Source organism: Acidobacteriota bacterium (assembly GCA_022562055.1).
Lineage (GTDB): Bacteria > Actinomycetota > Acidimicrobiia > Spongiisociales > UBA5794 > BMS3BBIN02.
This window is the reverse complement of the sequence record JADFQA010000002.1, coordinates 26,005-40,061: the sequence shown is the minus strand read 5'-3', so window position 1 is coordinate 40,061 and position 14,057 is coordinate 26,005. Positions and strand designations below refer to the sequence as shown.

Below are 14,057 nucleotides of genomic sequence, written 5' to 3'. Positions count from 1 at the left end.
GTGTCGCGGCACGAGACGTGCGGACGCGCTTGAATGAAAACTCGCAAGTGGCACAGCAACGCAAGGGATGTGGGATGGACTTCGGAATTTCACAGGAGCAGACAATGCTGCGCGACATGGCTCGCGAGTATCTGAGCGACCGTTTGCCGTCCGCAAGAGTTCGCGAGCTGATGGAGTCAGAGACTGCCCACGACGAGACGTTCTGGGGAGAGATCGCCGAGATGGGTTGGCAAGCCATGGCCATCCCGGAGGAGTACGGCGGAGCAGGTTTCACGTTCCAGGAGCTGGGCATCGTTCTTGAAGAGATGGGGAGGTTCGTTGCTCCAGGGCCGTTTTTCTCGACGGTAGTGCTGGGTGCAAACGCAATTCTCCTCGGTGGCACAGAGGAACAAAAGCGGGCATATCTCCCACGGGTTGCCGCGGGGGAGCACCGCCTTGCTTTCGCCCCCGTGGACAGCGGGAGCGGGTGGTCGCTTGACGATGTCACCACAAAGGTTCACATCGATGGCGATGTTGCCACCATTACGGGGACGAAAGAGTTTGTTGTCGATGGCCACACGGCCGACACCCTGATCGTGGCGGCCCGCGACGGCGATGAAAATGTCGATTTCTGGATTGTCTCTGCGGACACTTCGGGGGTGACGTCGTATCGCGTCGAAACGCTGGACATGACGCGCAAACAGGCTGTTGTGTCGTTCGAGACTGTCCCTCTCAAAACCGCCGACCGTCTGGGAGTGGCGGGGTCGGGGAAGGCGCTCATGACGTCTTTGTACGACATTGCCGGTGCGGCCCTCGCCTACGAATCGGTCGGGGGGGCCCAAAAATGCCTAGAGATGGCGGTCGAGTATGCCAAGGTTCGCAAGCAATTCGGCCGGGCAATCGGCTCGTTCCAAGCAGTCAAACACAAATGCGCAGACATGTTGGTGCAGGTCGAGTCGGCAAAGTCGTCAGCGTATGCTGCGGGGTGGGCAGCGGTGAACGACCCAGAGGAATTTTCGATCAGTGCGCCGCTCGCGAAGTCGTTTTGCGCCGACGCATATTTCTTCTGCGCCGCTGAAAGCATCCAAATACACGGCGGCATCGGATTCACTTGGGAACACGATGCCCATCTTTACTTCAAACGCGCCAAGACAAACCAACTGATGTTCGGTGATGGGACAGCTTGGAGGGCGATACTGGCCGACCGCCTCGGTATTGAGAAGACTCAGCTGCCGAGGAAAAGCACTTGAAACGACGGGGGACGCCCGATTGATGGCGGACGGCCCCCGTGCGGGGAGCGTGGTTACCCTTTCAGGGTTTGCAGGATGGCCTCTAGCTCGGGGATGGAGATTCCGCCAGCGCGTCGCTCGATGATTCTGCCATCGCCGTCGATGAAGACCCAGTACGGGAACGCTGTCCCACCATACGCGCGGTATGCGTTGTTCGCGGTGTCGTCGAGGAGCACCGGAGGAGTCCACCGTTCACGTTCAAGCCATTTCGACGGTGGATAGTTGCCCTGAGACGGGTTCACGGACGTGACGACTGAAATAATGTCGACACCGTCTACACCTCCGGTTGCATCGAGCCATCCCTGGACTGCCGGTACTTCGGCCTGGCAGAACTGACACCAGTGAGCGAGGAAGATGACGGCGGTCGGCGCACCCGCCTCGATCGTGACTGTGGTACCGTCGAAATCCGCACCGACTATGGTTGGCGCTATGGCACCGACCATAGGGTCGGTCGCGGCGGTCATGCCCTGCTGAAGAGGGGCGAGAGTTCCTTCGACCGTTGGCTCGCCAGTTTCGGAACTTGCTCCGCTGGTGTCCCCGGCAAAGGTAACCACACCAACGAGAACGACTGCTATCGCTCCGAAGACGATGCCTGCAACTGGAACTTTCCTCTGCTTACGTGATGTCATATTCACGTTCCTTGATCGTCGTGTTGTTGAGAGCGGTGGTGTCGCGTTCGTTGAGGTATAGCGAGATCAGAAGGATCGCAATCGTCGAAAAGGCCGCGAGCGCCATGACTGGGATGGAAACGTTGTTGAAGACGTTGATGTACTTTCCCGAGCAGTTTGGGCCAAAGCCACACGCTCCTCCGGCGTCGAGGCTCGGGTAGATCTGGACGTAGTTGTGATAGAACGCGATCCCTCCGCCGATGAGCGCGAGCGGAAGGGCGTAGCGTCTGACGACGGTGTCCCGTTTGACGAGCGCCACGACAAGCAGCACGGCGAGCGGGTACATGAAGATGCGCTGATACCAGCAGAGCTGACAGGGCTCGAAACCGCGGATTTGAGAGTAGTAGAGACTGCCGAGCGTCGCACCAACCGCCGTTCCCGCGGTATAGAAAAGTTCGCTCCCGCCGATCGCCATCCGAGCCCGTATCAGTGCATCGTTCGTTCCCGATGAAAACCGGCTAGCGAGCGCGAGCAGCACAACTCCGATACTTCCTGCGAGACTGGTGATCGCGATGATCGCGAAGAAGAGATCAACCTGCTCACCCGACATCCGGTACCTCCGTAGGCGCTGTTGGAAAGCGTATCATGATCACTCATGCGCTCAACAAGGGTAAAATGGCCCTATGGGTGCTGCTCTTTTTGCATTGTCGCTTCTCCTGGTATTTTTCGCCATCGGGTTGGCTTTTCTGTGGCAGGGGCAGCTCGAGTTGGAGACGCGCGCAGTGATCTACGGGGTCGAGGATTCCCTTGAGTGGGTGACCGCGGCTCTTCTTCCCAAGACCCGCGAACAGCTCAAGATCTCAGATATCAGACGCATCCTCGAGATCGACATTCGTTTCGCCCAAAAAGCCTTCGAGTCGTTGGACCTCGACGGCGCCGTTGTTGTTGGGGGATACGACTCAGCAGTGTTTGTCCAACAAGAGTGCCTAGACCGCGGATATGCGTACGACGGACCGCTCATTGAAGAGGTGCTTGCCCGCCGCGCCGACTACATGGTTGCGATCGGTGCTGTCGGGCTTGCCGCAACGGCAGAAGAAACCGCGCAGGCGTATGGCATGGACATCGACAGTGATCCGTCGTCTCCCACAGATACCGCATAGACTGGCGTTTCGGGTTTGAACAAGGATTCACGGAGGCCCCAATCATGCGCCGGACGCTGGTAACTGTGCGGTCGTCTGTCGTGGCTTTTGCCATGGTGGCCGCGGCCTGCTCGGGTGTTTCCTCCACCACAACTTCGGGTGCGGGCACCGACGTTTTTACGAGCACTTCGACTACGCCAGCCTCAACAGATTCGCTTGTGTTTGGCAGCGGCACGTTCCCAGAGATGTTTCCCGACGATTTCCCCATACCAGCGTCGGCCGTTATCGGGTCAACGATGGACGACCCGGCGAACGGCAGGTCGGAAGCGATTGTGAGGGTGACAGCAGCCCAGGATGCGGTGGTCGTGTTTTACGACCAGAGCCTGCGGGCGCAGGGGTACGAATTGACGAGCGAACTGAAAGCGGACGGTCGTGCCGTCGTAACGTTTTCAAATGGGGATGTGTCGGGGTTGATCACAGTGCGAGATCTGGGATCCGATGTTGCTGAGGCTGTCATAAGGATCGGGGTGTAGCGCCATGGCCCGGATTACTAGGTTCTCGGATCACAGATATGTCGGGGATCGTTCGACTATGACTGTGTTCGACACGGACGACGCTGCCGAGTCCGCCGAACTTGTCGCTCTCATAGATTTAGGTGCGTTGATTGCCAAGAACCTGTTACAAACCTTCGGTCCGGACACCATTGAGGAAGCCAGAAACCGCGGTTTCACACTGAGGTGACGGTCCCGCCGAGGGCGGCGGTGACGTGCGCCGCGACCTTGTCGAATCTGAAGTGGAAGAAGTGGTCGCTTCCGCGCAATATGTGAATCGAGGCGCCAATCGACTCTGCGTAGACGCTGGTCTCTTCGACGGTGACAAATTGGTCACGATCACCCACGATGAATGTCCGTGCGGCTGCTGGCAACACCGCCGGATCCGGGAGCCGTGGCGTCAGGTCGCTGAACACAGGTGGCGCGATTCCTGCCCACGGCAGCGACGACCTTTCGCGGGCCTGCCAGAGGAGTGATGTTGCCGCCCCGAATGACCATCCGGCGATTCCGAGAGCTAGGTCGGGATGCGTGCTGACTGCGACGTCAATCGCGGCGCCGATGTCATCTTGTTCGCCGTCGCCGGAGGACCACGCGCCGCTCGATTCACCAACACCACGGAAGTTGAAACGCAGCACACCGATGCCCGCGCGTACTAGCGCGGCGGTGACTCCGACCATCAATGGGGCAGTCATTGTCCCGCGGTGCTGTGGGTGCGGGTGACAGAAAACGACAACCGATTGCGGGTCGTCCGGTTTGTCCCAACGGGCCTCAAGAAGGACCTCGTCGGAGACCTCAATCAGGGTCCGTTCGATGACCGGTGCCAACGGATGTTCATTCACCAAGTGCACCCTCGACACTCTTGCGGCGGGCAGTAAACGCGGTGTCAGACAACACTGGGACTGCGTCGATCGCTACCCGTACGAGCACAAGATCCCCCGTGCCGGCCTGGTCGAAAATATGGCGCGAGGCACCGGCTTCCGGGTCGAGCAAGCCCGCAGGATGAACTGCATGCACCGTTGCCGAGGCCGCTACATGACTCAGATCATGGGTCGCGGTACGTTTGTATGCGGATTTGAGGGCGTCCACGTCTGTTGGACCCACCGAGACAACGTCGAATTCGTCACCCTCCGTGTACGTTCCCCGATCTGCAAAGAACGTGATCACTTCGCCCTTACAGAGTGCGGAGACAACCGCATCGCTGAGGCCCTGCGTGGGGCCTTCGGTGCTCATAGGGCACCGGGCCCAATCCACAGCACAAACGCGACGAGGATGGCTAATCCGGTGACGAGAGAGGCGAGAATCAGATAGCGGGTCTGCATTTGCTGCATGCTACAGCCGGGGCAGAACCTCAGATCGGGTGCGTGGGAGCACAGCGCTCCTGCACTACAATGAAATTGTTCCGCGTGCTCCCAAGTGCGTATCTATCGGAGGCCGACGTGTACGACGTAGCAGTAATTGGCGGAGGCCCCGGCGGATACGCCGCTGCCCTCTACGCACACAACTTTGGGCTGAAGGTCGCCCTCGTCGAGAAGGACACAATCGGAGGTACCTGCCTAGTTCGAGGATGCATCCCCGCAAAAACTTGGCTGCACGCCGCAGAGGTGTTTAACACCGTGAAGAACGCCCCCACGGTTGGTGTCAACACGTCTGCTCCGACGTTTGATTGGCCCGCAGCGTTGGCCCACAAAAACGACATCGTCGGTGCGTTGGTGAAGGGGATTTCCGGATTGATGAAGACACGCGATGTCGACGTCTACAACGGATACGGAAGGCTCGTAGAGAACGGGGTCCGGGTCACGTCCGACAATGGATCGCAAACAACACTCGAGGCGAAGAACGTAATTCTCGCCACCGGCTCAGTGCCACTCTCCATTCCTGGGTTCGACTTCAACGGAACGACCATCGTCAGTTCGAATGAGGCGCTTGACTGGGAGGCTCAGCCTGGGCGTGTTGCCATTGTCGGCGCTGGTGTCATTGGTTGTGAGTTTGCATCGTTGCTTGCGGATTTCGGCACCGAGGTCACCCTCTTCGACGTCGCTCCTAACCTACTTCCCGGGGTTGATCCGGACGCCGTCAAGGTGCTGACTCGCGAGTTTAAGAAGAAAAAAATCAAGATCCACACAGACACCTCCGTGTCGGCGCCAGAGTTTGTTGATGGGGGAGTGCGGCTTGTGTATGGCGATAACAGCGTTGAAGTGGATGTTGTGCTGGTGTCTGTCGGCCGGGGACCCGTGACGTCAGATGTGGGTTTGGAAGACATCGGGATCGAACTCGACCGTGGTTATGTACCGGTCAACAGCGAGACCATGGAGACCTCGAAGCCCGGTGTGTATGCCGTCGGTGACATCGTGGCCGGCACTGCGCAGTTGGCGCACGTCGGGTTCGCCGAAGCAATCGCGGCAATCGAGCACATCGCGACCGGCATCGCAAAACCCGTCGACTACAACGCCATCCCACTTGTGGTGTACACCCACCCCGAGATCGCATCGGTCGGCCTCACCGAACAAGCTGCGCTCGATGCGGGATACGACGTTGAAGTCACATCCCACGGTATGCGTGGTATTGGTCGGGCGATTATTCAAGGGCAAGTCAGCGGGCTTGTGAAGGTCGTCCACGAGAAAGATGGCCCGATCCTCGGTGCCACGATTGTTGGACCCGGAGCCGGCGAAATGATTCACGAGATGATGTACACCGTTGCGTGGGAGGCGTTGCCCGAGGAGGCAGCCGCGCTTATTCATGCACATCCAACGGTAGCCGAATCGATAGGAGAGACCTTGTTGGCGGCGACCGGAAAGAGTTTGCACTAATGCGGAGCACAATCACACGCCAATCGCTGGCACAACCTAAGGAGCCCAAGGCATGTCTATAACAGTTACGATGCCCCAGCTCGGCGAAACTGTCACTGAGGGGACCGTCCTCTCTTGGGCGAAGGGGCCGGGCGATGAGATCGCCGAGGACGAGGTTCTCTTAGAGATCTCGACCGACAAGGTCGACACTGAGGTGCCGTCGCCGGCAACCGGGGTGATCCAGGAGATCCTGGTGGCCGAAGGCGAAACCGTTGAGGTTGGTGCGCCGTTGGCCATCATTGCTGAAGCCGGCGAATCGTCTGTGCCTACACCGGGCGAGGCTGAGTCCGACGAGGCCGATGCCGCGTCCGTCGAGGAGCCGGCAGCGGTACCCGCCGTACCGGATGTTTCATCTGAGGACACCTCGGCGGATGGCAGCGCTCCTGAAGGCGGGCCGTCGGCGGCGACCAGCAACGGGTCGACCAACGGATCCAGACGCGCAAACCTCTCACCGATCGTTCGCAAGATCGCTTCCGAGCGCAACATCGATCTCGATTTGGTTCCCGGCACCGGCGAAGGTGGACGCATAACCCGCAACGATGTCATGCGATTTGTGGCGGTTGCCGCCGTGCCTTCGGAGGTAACGACGACGGTGACCTTCGAACCGGCGCCCGAGGTTCCCCAAGAAGAGGCTGTAGTGTCGCTGGCCCCGGCCCCGGCCCCGGCCCCGGCCCCGGCTGCGCCTACTCCGGCTTCGGTCGCTTCGATTCCTGCTGGCCCGGCGGCTCCGGCTCCCGCTCCCGCTCCTGCCGTGCCAGCGCCCGCGCCTTCTCCACCGGCCGAGTTGCCTCAGGTGTCCGAAACGCCGGGTACCCGGCAGGTGCCGATCAGTCGCTTGCGTAAACGGATTGCGCAGAACATGGTTCTTTCCAAAACCACCGCGGCGCATGTGTGGACCGTTGTCGAGGTCGATTTCGAGCGTGTCGAACGTGTCCGCTCCGCCTACAAGACCGAGTTCAAGACGCGCGAGGGTTACAGCCTCACATACCTGCCCTTCATTTCTCGGGCGACGATTGACGCGCTTGCGGCTTTCCCGGTCGTGAACAGCGCGTTCCATCTCGATGAGGGTGTCCAGGTGTTCAACGCCAACGTGAACCTTGGCATCGCGGTCGACATGAATGAGGAAGGGCTTGTTGTAGTCACGGTCAAGAACGCAGATGGTCTTCGCCTCAAGGGCCTCGCACGCGACATACGTACGAAGGCGATGAGGGCGAAAGATGGCAAACTTGAACCGGACGACATATCAGGGAGCACGTTCACCATCACCAACCCTGGACCGTTCGGGTCGTTCATGTCGGCGCCGATCATCAACGTGCCAAACGTCGCGATCCTTTCGACCGACACCGTGACGAAGCGTGCCACCGTTGTGACGTTGCCCGATGGTTCCGATTCGATTGCAATCCATCACATCGGCATGCTGGGACTGACATGGGACCATCGCGCCTTTGATGGGTCGACAGCATTGTTGTTCCTCAACCGTATCAAGAACAACCTCGAGAGCTGGGACTGGGACCAGGAGCTGTCGTGACGCTTGCGAAGCCTGCACATGCGGATCTTCTGAGGGTCCGGTGGCTCGGCCGTGTTTTGTACAACGAAGCGTGGGACCTGCAGCGCGCATTGTGGGAGGGTCGATCACGAGGTCGGTCAAACGACGACTACCTCCTGCTGCTCGAACATCCTCACACCTACACAATCGGTCGCAATGCCAACGGATCGAATCTGAACGTGTCTCACGAACATCTCGGGTTGATCGGTGCCGAAGTGCACTACGTTGATCGGGGAGGTGACATCACCTACCACGGTCCTGGTCAGCTCGTTGGTTATCCGATCGGCGCCGTAAAACGGCTGCCGCGGGGTTACGACATGGTCGGACTCGTCCGGCGTATCGAGCAGATGTTGGTTGACACCCTCGCCGATCTCGGTGTGGACTCATGGGTTGAAGAGGGGCTCACCGGTGTGTGGACCGAGAGAGGCAAGGTTGCTGCGATCGGGATACGAGTTGCTCGTGGGGTGTCGATGCACGGCTTTGCACTCAACGTCGCGCCTGACATGTCCTACTTTGAACACATCGTCCCATGCGGTATCAGCGACCGATCAGTGACCTCGGTACAAGAAGTTCTTGGGCGCGACATCTCGCTGGAGGAAATCGTTGACGTGCTTCTGCCGCATGCCCGCGCGCTTTTCGATAACGAAGACCTTGAGACACAACTCGGTGCGTTCTCCAGACGATCCGGCAGGGCGTTCGAGGTAGACGACATGATTGCGTCGGGCGTCTTCTCGCCCGTAAAACGTGGTGAAATCCCGATCACTATTCGGGGTCTCCTCGCGGGCGAGCCCGAGCGCCCCGACTGGATGCGGGTGAAGGCTGACATTTCTTCTGCGGGGTATCGCGAGATGCGCAAGCTCATGCGGTCCGAGGGGTTGACGACGGTGTGCGAGGAAGCCGGCTGTCCCAACATATACGAGTGTTGGACCTCGGGGACCGCAACGCTGATGTTGTTGGGCGACACTTGCACCCGTGCCTGTTCGTTCTGCGATGTTCTCACCGGCAAACCCGGAGAGGTTGACCTTGACGAACCGAAGAGAGCTGCCCAAGCCATAAAAACGATGAACCTCGAGCATGCGGTGTTGACGTCGGTAAATCGTGACGATCTGGAGGATGGCGGCTCTGCAATCTTCGCCGAAACCATCGAACGAATCCATGATCTGCTGCCATCGTGCGATGTTGAGGTACTGATCCCCGATTTCAAGGGAGACGAGGAGGCCCTCAAAACTGTGATGAAAGCTAGCCCGGCGGTGCTCAATCACAACACAGAGACCGTTTTGAGACTGCAGCGCGACGTCCGTACCGCGGCGAGTTACGGCCGCAGCCTTGCCCTGCTCGCCCGGGCAAAATGGTTGAATCCCATGGGCACCGTGAAGTCCGGACTGATAGTCGGGATGGGCGAGACCGAACACGAAGTCCTTGGTGCGCTCGCCGACTTGCGGGCCGTCGGTGTCGACATCATCACCATTGGACAGTACCTGCGTCCGTCAGCGCGGCACCGCCGTATTGACCGCTACGTGCATCCCGACGAGTTTGCAAGGTACGCCACCGAGGGAGTCCGGCTTGGGATCCCCCATGTTGAAGCAGGGCCGCTCGTGCGGTCCTCGTATCACGCCAAGGACGTCCACGCCCAGGCACACGTGTAGAGACCGATGTCGTTCGACCATGCAGCGCGGATCGACCGGTTGTTCGAGTCCATGCCAACTAATGGGGTCGATACGGTGTTGCTGTCCGTGGGTGCCGACATGCCATGGCTCATTGGCTACGAGACGACGTCGTTCGAACGTCTCACGATGGCGGTTCTTAGAATTGGCGAGGTTCCCAAGCTTGTAGTTCCCAAACTTGAGGCTCCCCGAGTCGACGACCTTGGCGGCGCGTTCGAAGTAGTTCCGTGGGATGAGACTGATGATCCGATCGCTCGCGTCGCCGACTTCGTTGGAAGTGGCGCCTCGCTCGCCGTCGGTGACGCAACCTGGAGCAGGTTCACACTTGCGCTCCAAGAACGTCTCCAAGGTCGACTTTGGACGAGTGCAGGCCCGCTCATGGAAGAGTTGCGACGCGTGAAAGAGTCCGATGAACTCGATCGACTACGCGTTGTCGGAGCTGTGCCGACCGGGTCGCCGTTGCCTTGGCAGACCACCGCTTTGGCGGCAAGACCGAAAGGCAGGTGGCTAGGGAGATCGCTGGCATGTTGAACGAGGAGGGCTGCGATGAGCCATGGGACGCCATCATTGCTGCGGGCCTAAACGGTGCGTCACCGCACCACGAACCGGGTGACTACGTCATCAAAGACGGTGACACCATCGTATATGATTTCGGTGGTCGCAAGGACGGCTACATGTCAGACACGACACGCAACTTCGTTGTCGGGGAAGCCTCGGACGAATATCGGGAGGCGTTCGGCGTGCTTGTGGCAGCGCAGGAAGCTGGTGTGAGTGCAGCGACGGTGGGAACATCTTGCGAAGAGGTTGACCGGGCAACCCGCGCAGTCATCGACGACGCTGGTTACGGCGAGTTCTTCATCCACCGAACCGGCCACGGCATCGGTCTCGAAGTCCACGAAGCCCCGTACATCGTTGCGGGGAACGAGACGGTACTTGAGCCTGGAATGGTGTTCACCGTGGAACCCGGTATCTACATCCCGGGCCGTTTTGGTATGCGTATCGAGGACGTCGTAATCGCCACCGAAGCCAGTCCCGAACGCTGCAACAACTCACCCCGCAACCTCGTTGCGGCCCACTAGCGGGTTGAGGTTATCCGGCTCAGGCGTCGTTGATGGGTCGGTCAAAATTTTCGATCGTGGCGATCTTGCTGTAGGGAACGTACGCCAGCCACTCAGTTGATTCGTCGCTGATCTTGAGTACAACTCCGCGCAACTCGAACTTGAGTACATGGCCGCGTTTTCCGTCCATTCTGACCTCTTCTCCCACGCGAAAGTTGTCTGCAAACACGTATGAGATGTAACCAATGATGTCGCGGATGAGCGGCTGAGCGCCGAAGGAGATTGCCAGCCCGATTACGCCAACCGCCGCAATGAGGGCACCGATGTCGATGCCGACGGTGTCGAGGATGATCAGCCCGGCTATGACGGCAAGGACCACTCTCTGGGCCATACGCGCCGCTTGGCGCAGCGACGCCACCTGCTCAGCATCTCCTCGCTCGGCGCGGGTGAAGAACCGATCGAACGCAATCTTGAGCACGATGTTGAGCACGAATGCGCCCACGATGATTCCGCCGACGCGAGTCCCGACGAGCAACGAGTTGTCCAAAACATTCTCCAGAAAGGGGATGGTGCGCAGACCCTACATCTTCGCGGGGTATTCCTCGCGCCGATCGCTTTGATCCGCAACGAGCAAGGAACGTGCGGTGCTGCGAACTCGCCCGCAAATCGGCCCGTGAGCGCCCCGGTTGCGCTCGCTGGCGTGGCCGTGCACCCTTGTACGATGTTGGCAACACCCTGGAGGAACCGTGAGCGAATCCGTCGAGCATCTAGCTGCCGACACCATCCGTACGCTGTCGATGGACGCCGTCCAGCGGGCTAACTCTGGCCACCCGGGCGCTCCGATGGGTATGGCCGACATGGCTGTAGTGCTGTGGACGCGGTTTCTTAAGGTCGATCCGACTGATCCCCAATGGCACGATCGTGATCGTTTCGTTCTCTCTGCCGGGCACGCATCGATGGTGCTTTACTCGACACTTCACCTCGCCGGGTTCCCGCTGACAATTGACGACCTCAAGGCGTTTCGGCAGTGGGGCTCGCTTACTGCGGGTCATCCCGAGATCGACCACCGGCTCGGGATTGAGACAACGACTGGCCCGCTCGGGCAGGGCTTTGCCACAGGTATCGGCATGGCGGTGGCTGAAGAGCATCTCAGGGCCGTGTTTGGTGCCGATCTTGTCGACCACCAGACCTTTGGGTTCGTATCTGACGGCGACCTCATGGAAGGCCTCACTTCCGAGGCCGCTTCGTTCGCCGGCCATCAAAAGCTCGGCAAGATCGTCTACCTCTACGATGACAACGCCGTCTCGCTGACTGGGCCGACATCATGGTCCTACAGCGAGAACATCCCACAAAAATTCGACGCCATTGGGTGGCACACAGTGACCGTTGACGGGCATGACCACGACGCGATCGCAGTCGCGATCGCAGCGGGCATAGCTGAAGGAGACAGGCCGACCCTGATTTCTTGCAAAACGCACATTGGATACGGGTCACCGAATAAACAGGACACTGCGTCGGCTCACGGTTCGCCGCTCGGAGCAGACGAGATTGTGGCTACCAAGGAACAGTTGGGATGGGACTACCCAGAGTTTCATGTCCCCGATGATGTCACGAACCTCTTTGCGCAAGCGCTCTCCGGCGGGACCGTCAAACGAAGCGCGTGGGACGCGCGCCTCGCCTCTGCCCGTACCGACCAAGCGACCGCTGACCGTTGGGACGCACATTTTGAGCCGAAGTCGGTGGAGCTTGCCGCCCCTGCCGCAGAGGCAGGGGCCAAGAAGGCCACGCGTGCTCTATCGGGTGATGTCATCCAGGCGCTCGCTGAGGTCCGGCCCGACTTGATGGGCGGCTCGGCGGACCTTGCGTCGTCGAACAATACCCAGATCAAGGCAAGCGAAGACTTCTCCCCGGACAAACGCGCCGAGCGCAACATTCGCTTCGGTGTCCGCGAACATGCAATGGCAGCTATCACCAACGGCATGGTTATCCACGGCGGCATCCGGTCGTTTGCTGGAACGTTCCTTGTCTTCAGCGACTACATGCGCGGTTCGATCCGTCTCGGAGCGTTGATGGGTGTGCCCTCGATCTGGGTCTTTACCCACGACTCGATATTCCTCGGCGAAGATGGTCCGACACATCAGCCTGTTGAACATCTGGCAGCGTTGCGTGCAATTCCGAACCTCTGGGTAATCCGTCCTTCGGATGCAGGCGAGGTGGCCGGGGCGTGGCAGCTTGCTTTGAACCGCACCGACGGACCAACCGCACTTGTCCTCACCCGTCAAGGACTCGAGGAGCCTGCTGAACCGACCGATCCAGGCGTCGTGGCCCGCGGCGCGCACATCGTGCGGGAGGGCACGGACGTCGTGATTGTCGCAACCGGGTCAGAAGTATCGCTCGCGCGCGACGCCGCGGCTCTGCTTGCCGACGGCGGAGTTTCAGCCAGGGTTGTTTCGATGCCGTGTATCGAGGCGTTTGACGAGCTGAGCCTCGACGAACAGAAAGACATCATCGGGCGGCTGACTCCACGGGTGTCCATCGAGGCCGCGGTCACCCAAGGCTGGGCGGCCATCGTCGGCCGGCGTGGTCTCCGCATCGGCATCGACGGTTTTGGCGCCTCGGCGCCTGCTGGCACACTTGCGGAACAGTACGGCTTTGCCGCTCCCCAGATCGCGACGAAAATCGCTGCGTTTCTCAAGAGCTGACGTGGAAATCACACCGGTAGCAATTCTGGCGGTGCTTGCTGGCGGTATCGCGATGGGTTCGTCAATGGTCACGCGATGGCAGATCGTTGGGCGTGGGTATGTTTGGCTCAGCGCCGGGACGGTTTCACTGTTCGGCGCTGCGGTCATCGCCGCCGGTGGGGGTGCAGGTGCGATCGTCGCCTTCGTCGCGGCTCTCGGTGCGGCGTTCTTCAGCCGAAACCAATCGAAGGCTTCGGTGCTGTTCGCCCTGTCTGCTGTTGGATATGTGGTTGTTGCAACGGCGAACGGCTCAGTCCTGCCGGCGTTGACGGGGACTGTGTTCCTCGGCGGCGTGCTATCAGAGATGTTGTTGGGCCATTGGTACCTCGTCGACCCTCAGCTCCCACGATGGGCGCTGCAACGGCTCGCTCTTGCGGGCGGCATCGGGTTGGTCGCTGACACTGCCTGGGTGGTGTTCGCCGCCGACTCGTTTATGGCTGATTCCCTTCTGGCGTACTCGTTCATCGCTCTCGCGGCAATGACCACCTTGTTGATACTCGGCGTCTGGTTTTCGCTGAAGGAGCCGAACTACACCGCGGTCATGGCAGCTACCGGCTTGTCGTACCTTGCCGTTCTCACTGCGCTGGGATCCTCGGTTGTCGGCCGTATCATTGTCACCGGATAGCGCGACAAGGG

Annotated in this window: 16 protein-coding genes; 11 read left to right on the top strand and 5 right to left on the bottom strand. The window is 59.9% G+C overall.

Features of this window, described 5'->3' with window-relative positions:
- Positions 1-74: 74 nt before the first annotated feature.
- Positions 75-1,229 carry an acyl-CoA/acyl-ACP dehydrogenase gene (locus tag IIC71_00840; protein MCH7667738.1) on the top strand — a complete coding sequence of 385 codons (1,155 nt, stop codon included), beginning with the start codon at positions 75-77 and terminating at the stop codon, positions 1,227-1,229.
- Positions 1,230-1,282: 53 nt separating this feature from the next.
- Here IIC71_00840 and IIC71_00835 read toward each other — a convergent pair whose 3' ends face one another.
- The gene (locus IIC71_00835; protein MCH7667737.1) at positions 1,283-1,897 is read right to left on the bottom strand and encodes a TlpA family protein disulfide reductase; all 615 of its coding nucleotides are present in this window, start codon (positions 1,895-1,897) and stop codon (positions 1,283-1,285) included.
- Positions 1,884-2,351, bottom strand: a complete 468-nt coding sequence (locus IIC71_00830; GenBank protein ID MCH7667736.1) for a disulfide bond formation protein B — start codon at positions 2,349-2,351, stop codon at positions 1,884-1,886. Before IIC71_00830 ends, IIC71_00835 begins: the two co-directional genes overlap by 14 nt.
- A gap of 208 nt (positions 2,352-2,559) precedes the next feature.
- Between IIC71_00830 and IIC71_00825 the strand changes: the two genes are divergently transcribed.
- The 3 genes from IIC71_00825 to IIC71_00815 are packed head-to-tail and all read left to right on the top strand — an operon-like array spanning position 2,560 to position 3,756.
- Positions 2,560-3,036 carry a hypothetical protein gene (locus tag IIC71_00825; protein MCH7667735.1) on the top strand — a complete coding sequence of 159 codons (477 nt, stop codon included), beginning with the start codon at positions 2,560-2,562 and terminating at the stop codon, positions 3,034-3,036.
- A gap of 44 nt (positions 3,037-3,080) precedes the next feature.
- Positions 3,081-3,548 (top strand): hypothetical protein, encoded by a 468-nt coding sequence (locus IIC71_00820; protein ID MCH7667734.1) that lies wholly within the window; start codon positions 3,081-3,083, stop codon positions 3,546-3,548.
- 58 nt (positions 3,549-3,606) lie between these two features.
- Positions 3,607-3,756: a hypothetical protein gene (locus IIC71_00815; protein MCH7667733.1), complete on the top strand. Its 150-nt coding sequence runs from the start codon at positions 3,607-3,609 to the stop codon at positions 3,754-3,756.
- Here the strand turns inward: IIC71_00815 and IIC71_00810 are convergent.
- Together IIC71_00810 and IIC71_00805 are read right to left on the bottom strand one after the other, a co-directional pair.
- Positions 3,743-4,405, bottom strand: coding sequence for an alpha/beta hydrolase (locus tag IIC71_00810; GenBank protein MCH7667732.1), 663 nt, complete (start codon positions 4,403-4,405; stop codon positions 3,743-3,745). The two genes, IIC71_00815 and IIC71_00810, sit on opposite strands and share 14 nt — an antisense overlap.
- A complete protein-coding gene (locus IIC71_00805) occupies positions 4,398-4,796 on the bottom strand; it encodes a hypothetical protein (protein ID MCH7667731.1) in 399 nt (132 codons plus the stop codon). Before IIC71_00805 ends, IIC71_00810 begins: the two co-directional genes overlap by 8 nt.
- A 158-nt stretch (positions 4,797-4,954) precedes the next feature.
- Here IIC71_00805 and lpdA point away from each other — a divergent pair, with 158 nt between their 5' ends.
- From lpdA to IIC71_00780, 5 genes are read left to right on the top strand one after another with little or no spacing between them, the layout of a single operon-like run.
- Positions 4,955-6,373, top strand: a complete 1,419-nt coding sequence (lpdA, locus tag IIC71_00800) for a dihydrolipoyl dehydrogenase (GenBank protein ID MCH7667730.1) — start codon at positions 4,955-4,957, stop codon at positions 6,371-6,373.
- A 52-nt stretch (positions 6,374-6,425) separates the two neighbouring features.
- Positions 6,426-7,940 carry a 2-oxo acid dehydrogenase subunit E2 gene (locus tag IIC71_00795; GenBank protein ID MCH7667729.1) on the top strand — a complete coding sequence of 505 codons (1,515 nt, stop codon included), beginning with the start codon at positions 6,426-6,428 and terminating at the stop codon, positions 7,938-7,940.
- The gene (gene lipA / locus IIC71_00790) at positions 7,937-9,604 is read left to right on the top strand and encodes a lipoyl synthase (GenBank protein MCH7667728.1); all 1,668 of its coding nucleotides are present in this window, start codon (positions 7,937-7,939) and stop codon (positions 9,602-9,604) included. The genes IIC71_00795 and lipA overlap by 4 nt, the downstream gene beginning before the upstream one ends.
- A gap of 6 nt (positions 9,605-9,610) precedes the next feature.
- The gene (locus IIC71_00785; protein ID MCH7667727.1) at positions 9,611-10,153 is read left to right on the top strand and encodes an aminopeptidase P family N-terminal domain-containing protein; all 543 of its coding nucleotides are present in this window, start codon (positions 9,611-9,613) and stop codon (positions 10,151-10,153) included.
- Positions 10,087-10,701 carry a M24 family metallopeptidase gene (locus IIC71_00780; GenBank protein MCH7667726.1) on the top strand — a complete coding sequence of 205 codons (615 nt, stop codon included), beginning with the start codon at positions 10,087-10,089 and terminating at the stop codon, positions 10,699-10,701. The genes IIC71_00785 and IIC71_00780 overlap by 67 nt, the downstream gene beginning before the upstream one ends.
- Positions 10,702-10,720: 19 nt before the next feature.
- Here IIC71_00780 and IIC71_00775 read toward each other — a convergent pair whose 3' ends face one another.
- Complete coding sequence (locus tag IIC71_00775) at positions 10,721-11,227, bottom strand: mechanosensitive ion channel (GenBank protein ID MCH7667725.1); 507 nt, start codon at positions 11,225-11,227, stop codon at positions 10,721-10,723.
- 250 nt (positions 11,228-11,477) lie between these two features.
- Between IIC71_00775 and tkt the strand changes: the two genes are divergently transcribed.
- Complete coding sequence (gene tkt / locus IIC71_00770; GenBank protein MCH7667724.1) at positions 11,478-13,382, top strand: transketolase; 1,905 nt, start codon at positions 11,478-11,480, stop codon at positions 13,380-13,382.
- Position 13,383: 1 nt separating this feature from the next.
- Positions 13,384-14,046: a hypothetical protein gene (locus IIC71_00765; protein ID MCH7667723.1), complete on the top strand. Its 663-nt coding sequence runs from the start codon at positions 13,384-13,386 to the stop codon at positions 14,044-14,046.
- Positions 14,047-14,057 lie beyond the last annotated feature (11 nt).

Excerpts from the sequence above, each read along its gene's own strand:
- IIC71_00835 (MCH7667737.1), bottom strand. The coding sequence starts at position 1,897 with ATGACATCACGTAAGCAGAGGAAAGTTCCAGTTGCAGGCATCGTCTTC.
- IIC71_00820 (MCH7667734.1), top strand. The coding sequence starts at position 3,081 with ATGCGCCGGACGCTGGTAACTGTGCGGTCGTCTGTCGTGGCTTTTGCC.
- IIC71_00795 (MCH7667729.1), top strand. The coding sequence starts at position 6,426 with ATGTCTATAACAGTTACGATGCCCCAGCTCGGCGAAACTGTCACTGAG.
- lpdA (MCH7667730.1), top strand. The coding sequence starts at position 4,955 with ATGAAATTGTTCCGCGTGCTCCCAAGTGCGTATCTATCGGAGGCCGAC.
- IIC71_00840 (MCH7667738.1), top strand. The coding sequence starts at position 75 with ATGGACTTCGGAATTTCACAGGAGCAGACAATGCTGCGCGACATGGCT.
- IIC71_00805 (MCH7667731.1), bottom strand. The coding sequence starts at position 4,796 with ATGAGCACCGAAGGCCCCACGCAGGGCCTCAGCGATGCGGTTGTCTCC.
- IIC71_00815 (MCH7667733.1), top strand. The coding sequence starts at position 3,607 with ATGACTGTGTTCGACACGGACGACGCTGCCGAGTCCGCCGAACTTGTC.
- IIC71_00830 (MCH7667736.1), bottom strand. The coding sequence starts at position 2,351 with ATGGCGATCGGCGGGAGCGAACTTTTCTATACCGCGGGAACGGCGGTT.
- IIC71_00825 (MCH7667735.1), top strand. The coding sequence starts at position 2,560 with ATGGGTGCTGCTCTTTTTGCATTGTCGCTTCTCCTGGTATTTTTCGCC.
- tkt (MCH7667724.1), top strand. The coding sequence starts at position 11,478 with ATGGACGCCGTCCAGCGGGCTAACTCTGGCCACCCGGGCGCTCCGATG.
- IIC71_00785 (MCH7667727.1), top strand. The coding sequence starts at position 9,611 with ATGTCGTTCGACCATGCAGCGCGGATCGACCGGTTGTTCGAGTCCATG.